The 7,699-nt window shown below is 73.8% G+C and carries 7 protein-coding genes; 1 reads left to right on the top strand and 6 read right to left on the bottom strand.

Annotation, left to right across the window (positions count from 1 at the left end; genetic code table 11):
* Positions 1-25 precede the first annotated feature (25 nt).
* The 3 genes from RIM90_RS07170 to RIM90_RS07160 all read right to left on the bottom strand — a co-directional run bounded on the left by RIM90_RS07170 (position 26) and on the right by RIM90_RS07160 (position 5,156).
* Positions 26-2,578, bottom strand: coding sequence for a polynucleotide kinase-phosphatase (locus RIM90_RS07170; RefSeq protein ID WP_309059726.1), 2,553 nt, complete (start codon positions 2,576-2,578; stop codon positions 26-28).
* Positions 2,575-4,044 (bottom strand): 3' terminal RNA ribose 2'-O-methyltransferase Hen1, encoded by a 1,470-nt coding sequence (locus RIM90_RS07165; protein ID WP_309059725.1) that lies wholly within the window; start codon positions 4,042-4,044, stop codon positions 2,575-2,577. Before RIM90_RS07165 ends, RIM90_RS07170 begins: the two co-directional genes overlap by 4 nt.
* 188 nt (positions 4,045-4,232) lie before the next feature.
* Entirely contained in the window at positions 4,233-5,156 is a 924-nt protein-coding gene (locus tag RIM90_RS07160) for an LLM class F420-dependent oxidoreductase (RefSeq protein WP_309059724.1), read from the bottom strand.
* A 200-nt stretch (positions 5,157-5,356) separates the two neighbouring features.
* Here RIM90_RS07160 and RIM90_RS07155 point away from each other — a divergent pair, with 200 nt between their 5' ends.
* A complete protein-coding gene (locus tag RIM90_RS07155) occupies positions 5,357-5,530 on the top strand; it encodes a hypothetical protein (RefSeq protein WP_309059723.1) in 174 nt (57 codons plus the stop codon).
* A 129-nt stretch (positions 5,531-5,659) separates the two neighbouring features.
* Here the strand turns inward: RIM90_RS07155 and RIM90_RS07150 are convergent, their stop codons facing one another.
* From RIM90_RS07150 to RIM90_RS07140, 3 genes are all read right to left on the bottom strand, one after another.
* Positions 5,660-6,130 carry a DUF6099 family protein gene (locus tag RIM90_RS07150; protein WP_309059722.1) on the bottom strand — a complete coding sequence of 157 codons (471 nt, stop codon included), beginning with the start codon at positions 6,128-6,130 and terminating at the stop codon, positions 5,660-5,662.
* Positions 6,131-6,306: 176 nt separating this feature from the next.
* Positions 6,307-6,642, bottom strand: a complete 336-nt coding sequence (locus RIM90_RS07145; protein ID WP_309059721.1) for a nucleotide pyrophosphohydrolase — start codon at positions 6,640-6,642, stop codon at positions 6,307-6,309.
* On the bottom strand, positions 6,635-7,699 hold a 1,065-nt coding region (locus RIM90_RS07140; RefSeq protein ID WP_309059720.1), incomplete at its 5' end, for an ATP-binding protein. The genes RIM90_RS07145 and RIM90_RS07140, both read right to left, overlap by 8 nt.

The raw sequence follows: 7,699 nt of genomic DNA, 5'->3' as shown, positions 1-7,699 counted from the left end.
CCGGACCGGGCCTCGGTACGCGTCGTCACAGCCGCGGGTCCACCGGCTCCGACTCCAGTGCCAGGACGCCGAAGACCGCCTCGTGCACCCGCCACAGCGGCTCGCCCCCGGCCAGCCGGTCCAGGGCCTCCAGGCCGAGCGCGTACTCGCGGATCGCGAGCGACCGCTTGTGGTTCAGGAACCGGGTGCGCAGCCGGGCCAGGTTCTCCGGGCGGGTGTACTCGGGGCCGTAGATGATCCGCAGGTACTCGCGGCCCCGGCACTTGATGCCGGGCTGCACCAGGCGCCCCTGCTCGCTGCGCACCAGGGCGCCGACCGGCTTGACGACCATGCCCTCGCCGCCGCGGCCGGTCATCTCCAGCCACCAGTCGACACCGGCCCGCACCGACTCGGGGTCGGCCGTGTCGACGTAGAGGCGGCGGGTGGTCTGCAGCAGCCCGGTGCCGTCGTGCTCGACCAGGCGGTCGATCAGGGCCAGTTGCTCGTCGTGCGGCAGCGCGGCGAGGCTGCGGCCCTGGACGGCGAGGATCTGGAACGGCGCCAGGCGCACGCCGTCCAGGCCGTCGGTGGTCCAGCAGTAGCGACGGTACGCCCGCGTGAACGCGGCGGCGGCGTCGGCGCGTTCACGCTGGCGGTCCAGCAGGTCCCGCACCTCGACGCCGCGGGCCGCAGCGCCTTCCAGGGCGGCCAGGGCGCCCGGGAAGACCGCGCCGGAGGCGGCGCCCACGGCGGCGTACTGCGAGCGCAGCAGCCCGGACGCCTTCAGCGACCACGGCATCAGCTCGGCGTCCAGCAGCAGCCAGTCGGTCTCCAGGGCGTCCCACAGGCCGGCCTCGGTGACCGCCGTGCGCAGCCGGCCGAGGATCTCCTCGGTGACGGCGGCGTCGTCGAAGAACGGGCGGCCGGTGCGGGTGTACAGGGACCCGGTGGGGCCCTCCACTCCGAAGCGGCGACGGGCCGCGTCGGCGTCCCGGCAGACCAGGGCGACCGCGCGTGAGCCCATGTGCTTCTCCTCGCACACGACCCGTGCGACACCGTCCTGCTCGTACTGGGCGAACGCCTCGACCGGGTGCTCCAGGTAGCCGTCGAGGTGCGAGGTGGCGGTGGGTGCCATGGTCGGCGGGAGGTACGGCAGCAGGCGCGGGTCGATCGCGAAGCGGCTCATGACCTCCAGGGCGGCCGCCGCGTTCTCCTCGCGGACGGACACCCGGCCCGCGTACCGGGTCTCGACGACCCGGCGGCCGTGCACGTCGGCGAGGTCCAGCGGGCGGCCCTCGTGGCCGCCGGGGGCCTCGGTGCGCAGCGGGCGGGCCGGCTCGTACCAGACCCGCTCGGCCGGCACGTCGACCAGTTCCCGCTCCGGCCAGCGCAGCGCGGTGAGCTTGCCGCCGAAGACGGCGCCGGTGTCCAGGCAGATGGTGTTGTTCAGCCAGGTCGCCTCCGGGACCGGGGTGTGGCCGTAGACGACGGCCGCCCGGCCTCGGTAGTCCTCGGCCCAGGGGTAGCGCACCGGCAGGCCGAACTCGTCGGTCTCGCCGGTGGTGTCGCCGTACAGGGCGTGGCTGCGGACCCGGCCGGAGGTGCGGCCGTGGTACTTCTCCGGCAGACCGGCGTGGCAGACCACCAGCTTGCCGCCGTCGAGGACGTAGTGGCTGACCAGGCCCTCGATGAACTCCCGTACCTCGGCGCGGAACTCCTCGCTCTCGCCGTCCATCTGGGCGATGGTCTCGGCGAGTCCGTGGGTGTGCTGGACCTTGCGGCCCTTGAGGTGACGGCCGAACTTGTTCTCGTGGTTGCCGGGCACGCACAGCGCGTTGCCCGACTTCACCATGGCCATCACGCGGCGCAGCACGCCGGGGCTGTCCGGCCCGCGGTCGACGAGGTCGCCGACGAAGACGGCGGTGCGGCCCTCGGGGTGCACGCCGTCGACGTAGCCGAGCTTGCCGAGCAGCGCCTCCAGTTCGGCGGAGCAGCCGTGGACGTCGCCGATGATGTCGAAGGGGCCGGTGAGGTGGGTGAGGTCGTTGAACCGTTTCTCGGTGACGACGGTGGCGTGCTCGATCTCCTCCACGCCGCGCAGGACGTGCACCTTGCGGAAGCCCTCGCGCTCCAAGTGGCGCAGCGAACGGCGGAGTTCGCGGATGTGGCGCTGGATGACCCGGCGGGGCATGTCGGCGCGGTCGGTGCGGGCGGCGTTGCGCTCGGCGCACACCTCCTCGGGCACGTCGAGCACGATGGCTATGGGCAGCACGTCGTACTGCCTGGCCAGGTCGACCAGTTGGCGCCGGGCGTCCGGCTGGACGCTGGTCGCGTCGACGACGGTGCGGCGGCCGGCGGCCAGGCGCTTGCCGGCGATGTAGTGCAGGACGTCGAAGGCGTCGCGGGTCGCGCTCTGGTCGTTCTCGTCGTCGGAGACCAGGCCGCGGCAGAAGTCGGAGGAGATGACCTCGGTGGGCTTGAAGTGGCGGCGCGCGAAGGTGGACTTGCCCGAACCGGAGGCGCCGACGAGCACCACGAGGGACAGGTCGGTCACGGGCAGGGCACGGCCCTGCGGCTTCGGGATCCGGGTGGTGGTCATGCGGCCTTCGCCTCCTTCACGGTCCCGGTCTCGAACACGGCCATCTGGGTGGGCGGCCCGACCTCGGGGTCGTCCGGTCCGACGGGCACGAACTCCACGCCGTAGCCGTGGCGTCCGGCCACCTTCTCCGCCCAGGCGCGGAACTCCTCGCGGGTCCACTCGAATCGGTGGTCACCGTGCCGGACGTGGCCGGCCGGGAGGCTCTCCCAGCGCACGTTGTACTCGACGTTGGGGGTGGTGACGAGGACCGTCCGGGGGCGGGCCGCGCCGAACACCGCGTACTCCAGAGCGGGCAGCCGGGGCAGGTCGAGGTGTTCGATCACCTCGCTGAGCACGGCGGCGTCGTACCCCTCGAGCCGGTGGTCGGTGTACGCGAGCGAACTCTGGAAGAGCTTCACGCGCGCCGCCTGCCGCTCCCCCATGCGGTCCAGCTTCAGCCGCCGGGAGGCGATGGCGAGCGCCCGCATCGACACGTCGACGCCGACGATCTCGGTGAAGGACGGGTCCCGCAGCAGTTCCTGCACCAACTGGCCCTGGCCGCAGCCGAGGTCGAGCACCCGGGCGGCGCCGGCGGCACGCAGGGCGGCGACGATCGCCTCCCGCCGCTGCACGGCGAGCGGGGCCGGCTTCTCCTCGGCGCCTTCCCCGGTCTCCGCCTCGACGGCGTTGTCGATCTCCTCGACGTCGGTGTCGTCCGCCTCGGCCAGCCGCACCAGCTCCAGCCGCTCCATGGCCTGCCGGGTCAGCGACCAGCGGCGGGACAGGTAGCGGCTGGTGATCAGCTTCTGCTCCGGGTGCGCGGGCAGCCATCCCTCACCGGCGCGCAGCAGCTTGTCCACCTCGTCGGAGGAGACCCAGTAGTGCTTGGCGTCGTCGAGGACGGGGAGCAGCACGTAGAGGTGGCGCAGGGCCTCGGCGAGGGTGAGCGTGTCCGCCTCCAGGACCAGGCGCACGTACCGCGAGTCGCCCCACTCGGGGAACTCGGTGTCCAGTGCCACGGGTTCGGCGGTGACCGCCCAGCCGAGCGGCTCGAAGAGCCGGCGGACGAGTTCGGGGCCGCCGCGGGCGGGCAGTGCGGGCACCTCGATGCGCAGCGGGCGCGGCTGCGCCGGGAGTTCCGGACGGGCGTGGCACACGCCGCGCATCGCGCTGGAGAAGACGCCGCTCAGCGCGACGGCGAGGAGGGAGGACGCCGCGTACGGGCGGTCGTTGACGTACTGCGCGAGCGCCGCGTCGGGTGCGCCGCCGCGGCCCTTGCCCTTGCCGCGCCGGACCAGTGCCACCGCGTCCACCTCCAGCAGCAGCGCCGCCGTGCAGCGTTCGGCGTCCGCCTCGGGGTAGAGGACGTGTGCCGTGCCGTAGGAGGTGGAGAACGCCTGCGCCTTCCCGGGATGCTTGTGCAGCAGGAAACCGAGGTCGGTCGCGGGGCGCTCGGGGGTGCCGGTGGCGCTGATCGTCAGGAACACGGTGGTTACACCTCGAACACCTTCTGAACTGCGGGTACGCGCGGGGTTCCGGCGCGCGGTGCCAACGTACAGGCAACGGTGCGGGAGGCCTTCACGAATTATTCGGGCGGGCGGCCGGACACGGCGAACGGGACCGCCCCGAAAGGAGGCGGTCCCGTTCCGGCCGGGCGCGCGGTGCGCGGCCGGCGTTACGACAGCTGGGACATGACCTGGGCGGAGATCAGCTCCAGGTGGTCGAGGTCGTCCAGGTCGAGGAGCTGGAGGTAGATCCGGCCGGCGCCGACCTCGGCGTAGCGGCCGATCTTGTCCACGATCTCGGCCGGGGAGCCCGCCAGGCCGTTCGCCTTGAGTTCGCCGACCTCGCGGCCGATCGCGTCGGCGCGGCGGGCGACCTCCCGGTCGTCCTTGCCGGCGCAGACGACGAGGGCGTTGGAGTAGACGAGGTCGCCCGGGTCCCGGCCGGCCTCCTGGGCGGCGGCGCGGACCCGGCCGAACTGGCGCTCACTGTCCTCGACCGAGGCGAACGGCATGTTGAACTCGTCGGCGTACCGGGCGGCCAGCCGCGGAGTGCGGGTCGCGCCGTGACCGCCGATGAGCACCGGCACCTTGCGCTGGGCCGGCTTGGGGAGCGCCGGGGAGCGCGTGAGGTCGTAGTACGTGCCGTGGAAGTCGAAGGTCTCGCCGACCTCGGTGGCCCACAGCCCGGTGACGATGGCCAGCTGCTCCTCGAGGCGGCCGAACTTCTCCTTCGGGAAGGGGATGCCGTACGCCTTGTGCTCCTCCTCGAACCAGCCCGCGCCCAGGCCCAGCTCGACGCGGCCGCCGGACATCTGGTCGACCTGCGCGACCTGGATGGCGAGCACGCCGGGGAGGCGGAAGGTGCCGGCGGTCATCAGCGTCCCGAGCCGGATGCGCCTGGTCTCGCGGGCGAGGCCGGCGAGGGTGATCCAGGCGTCGGTGGGGCCGGGCAGGCCGTCCACGGACCCCATCTTGAGGTAGTGGTCGGAGCGGAAGAAGGCGTCGAAGCCGAGGTCCTCGGTGGCCTTGGCGACGGTGAGCAAGGTGTCGTAGGTGGCCCCCTGCTGGGGCTCGGTGAAGATACGGAGATCCATGCGTCCATCCTGCACGCCCGGGGCGGGACGGCTCCGCCCGGTCCCCCCCGGCGCGCCCGGTGGTCCGCGGCCGGTGACCGGTCCCGGTGAAGATCGTTGGCCTGGGCGGAGCCGGAACGCCCGGCACCCGTGCCGGCCTGTGCGCCGGGGCGTCATTCGTTGTCGGCCTCCTCGGGGGCCACGGGCCGAGGAGGCCGTCGATGTCCGAAGAGAGCGTGCCGCAGCAGGGCGGGGCCGGGCAGCCGAAGGGGCTGGTGCAGCAGGTGGAGGAGCTGATGGCGGCGCTGAACGCGGAGCTGTCGGCCCTGGACGCGGACCTGCAGGCGGCGGGATCGGGGCGGGCCGACACCGGGGAGGACGGCGGGACCCACTGAACCGGGCGGGACCCACTGCACCGGCGGTGCGGTCGGTGTCGCGGGGAGACGGTGCGGGCGGCCGGCGCGGGCGGCACCGCGCCCGAGGGTGCGGGCGGCCGGGACGGAGGCCGGCGGAGGGCTGCGGGGTCAGCCGGCCTCCCGCTCCGGTACGGCCTGGTCGCGGTCGGCCAGTTTGCGGAGCATCTCCAGGACGCGGTCCCGGGCCTCGTCCGCCGCGTCGATGGCCTCCATGCACTGCCAGTACGTGGCCTCGTCGTCCCCGGAGCAGGCGAGGCCGACCAGGGCGATGCCGACCTCGCCGAGCAGGCCGCCGAGGTACATCAGGGACTGGCGGGCCTCGCCCAGCTCGGTGAGCTGGGCCGCGCGCAGCTCACCCGGGCCGAGTTCGGGGGTGTCCAGCACACCGCAGCCGCGGCCCGCCAGCTCCGTCAGTCCCAGGGCCTCGCCGCGCAGTTCCGGCGGGCCGGTGACAGCGAGGCGGCTGCCTATCGCCTGTGCGAGGGCCTGCGCCTGCCACACCTCGGTCAGCAGTTCCGGCACGCCGCCGCCCGCGGCCAGCGCCCGCCTGCTCGTCACGATGAGCCGCACAGCGTCCATGCGCGCCCCCCGCCTTCCTCCGCTCGAACTCCCTTGACCACTACCCAGAGTGAGTGACCGTGAGACAAAAAGCCAGAGGAAGACCGAAATCTGTGGACAACACTGCCCGTTCGACCACTCCGTCAACTACGGAGAGTGACTATGGGGTTCGCCTCTCCTGTGCCCGCGGGACGTCCTCAGAGCGGGAACCTGCGCTCGTTGCGGTCGATCTTGGCGGCCAGCGCGGTCAGCGGGTCGATACCGAGGACCTCGCACAACTGGAGGAGATAGGCGAGGACGTCGGCGACCTCGTCGGTGACGCGGTGCGCGGTGCCGGGGTCGTCCATGACGCGGGCGGACTCCTCGGGCGTCAGCCACTGGAAGATCTCGACCAGTTCGGACGCCTCCACACTGAGCGCGGCGACGAGGTTCTTGGGGGTGTGGTACGGCTGCCAGTTCCGCGCGGCGGCGAACTCGGCGAGACGGCGCTGGAGTGCCGCCACGTCGAGGGGGGCGTCGTCGTGATCAGTCACGGTTCAGGTGTACCACCGTCACTCCGTCCACCCCCGCGGTCCAGGACGCGTCGCTCACCGCACCGACCAGCCGGATGTGCCCGCGCTCGCACATCCGCGCCGCCAGCCGCAGCAGTTCCGCGCGCTGCCGCGGGTCCAGTCCCCGGTCGAGGCCGTCCGCGAGCACCGTGAGGGTCTGCAGCGCGGCGGGGACCTCACCGGGGGCGTCGACCTCCAGCACACCGGGGCCGGTGAGCAGCACCAGCGCGAGGGCGATGAAGCGCAGCTCGCCGTCGCCCAGCAGCCGCAGATCGGTACGGGTGCCGTCGCCCCGGGCGAGCAGGGCGCGGACCAGTCCCGCGCCGTACGGCTCGGCGAGCAGGTCGGCGACCGGCCCGGCGCAACCGGCGCGCACCGCGGCCACGAGGAGCGCGTGCCGGCGGCCGCACTCCACGCGGGTGCGCCACAGCACGTCGGCGAGGTTGTCGCAGCCGCCGAGCAGCCGGCCGGTGCCGGTCGGCACGGGGGCACGCATCCGGTCGGGGCGGGGGTCGCAGGGGAAGACGGAGCGCAGGGCGACCACCATCTGCTCGGCGGCGGCGAGCACCCTGCGCTGTCCGGGCGTCTTGCCGGCGACGCGCAGCGGCAGCAGTGCGGTGCCGAGCCGGTCGTCCGGCAGGGGGGCGCGGGTCACCGGGGCCGCCCCGGCCGTGTGCCAGGCGGCCTGGACGGCGCGGCGCCGGGGGTCGCGCAGCGCGGTCTCCAGCAGGACCTGCCCGTCCGCCGTGAGCCGTTCCCCCACGATCCGCAGCTCGGGTTCGGCCTGTACGGCGATCTCGAGCCGGACGGGGCCCTCGGGGCCGTCGGCGGTGCAGCCGATGCGGAAGCCGCGGCGGTGCTGGGCGTCGGCCCGGGCCCGCTCCGGCACGCAGGCGTCCGGGTCGGGGAACGCCTCGTCGAGTCCGGCCCCGCCGCCGAGCCGGGCGAGGGCCTCGTAGGCGCGCAGGGCGCCGGTCTTGCCGCTGCCGCTGGGGCCGGCGAGCAGGGTGAGCGCCCCGAGGGGGAGTCCGACGCCGCG

The sequence above is a fragment of the Streptomyces sp. genome (genome assembly GCF_031181555.1).
Lineage (GTDB): Bacteria > Actinomycetota > Actinomycetes > Streptomycetales > Streptomycetaceae > Streptomyces > Streptomyces fimbriatus.
This window is presented reverse-complemented; position numbering and strand designations above follow the sequence as displayed.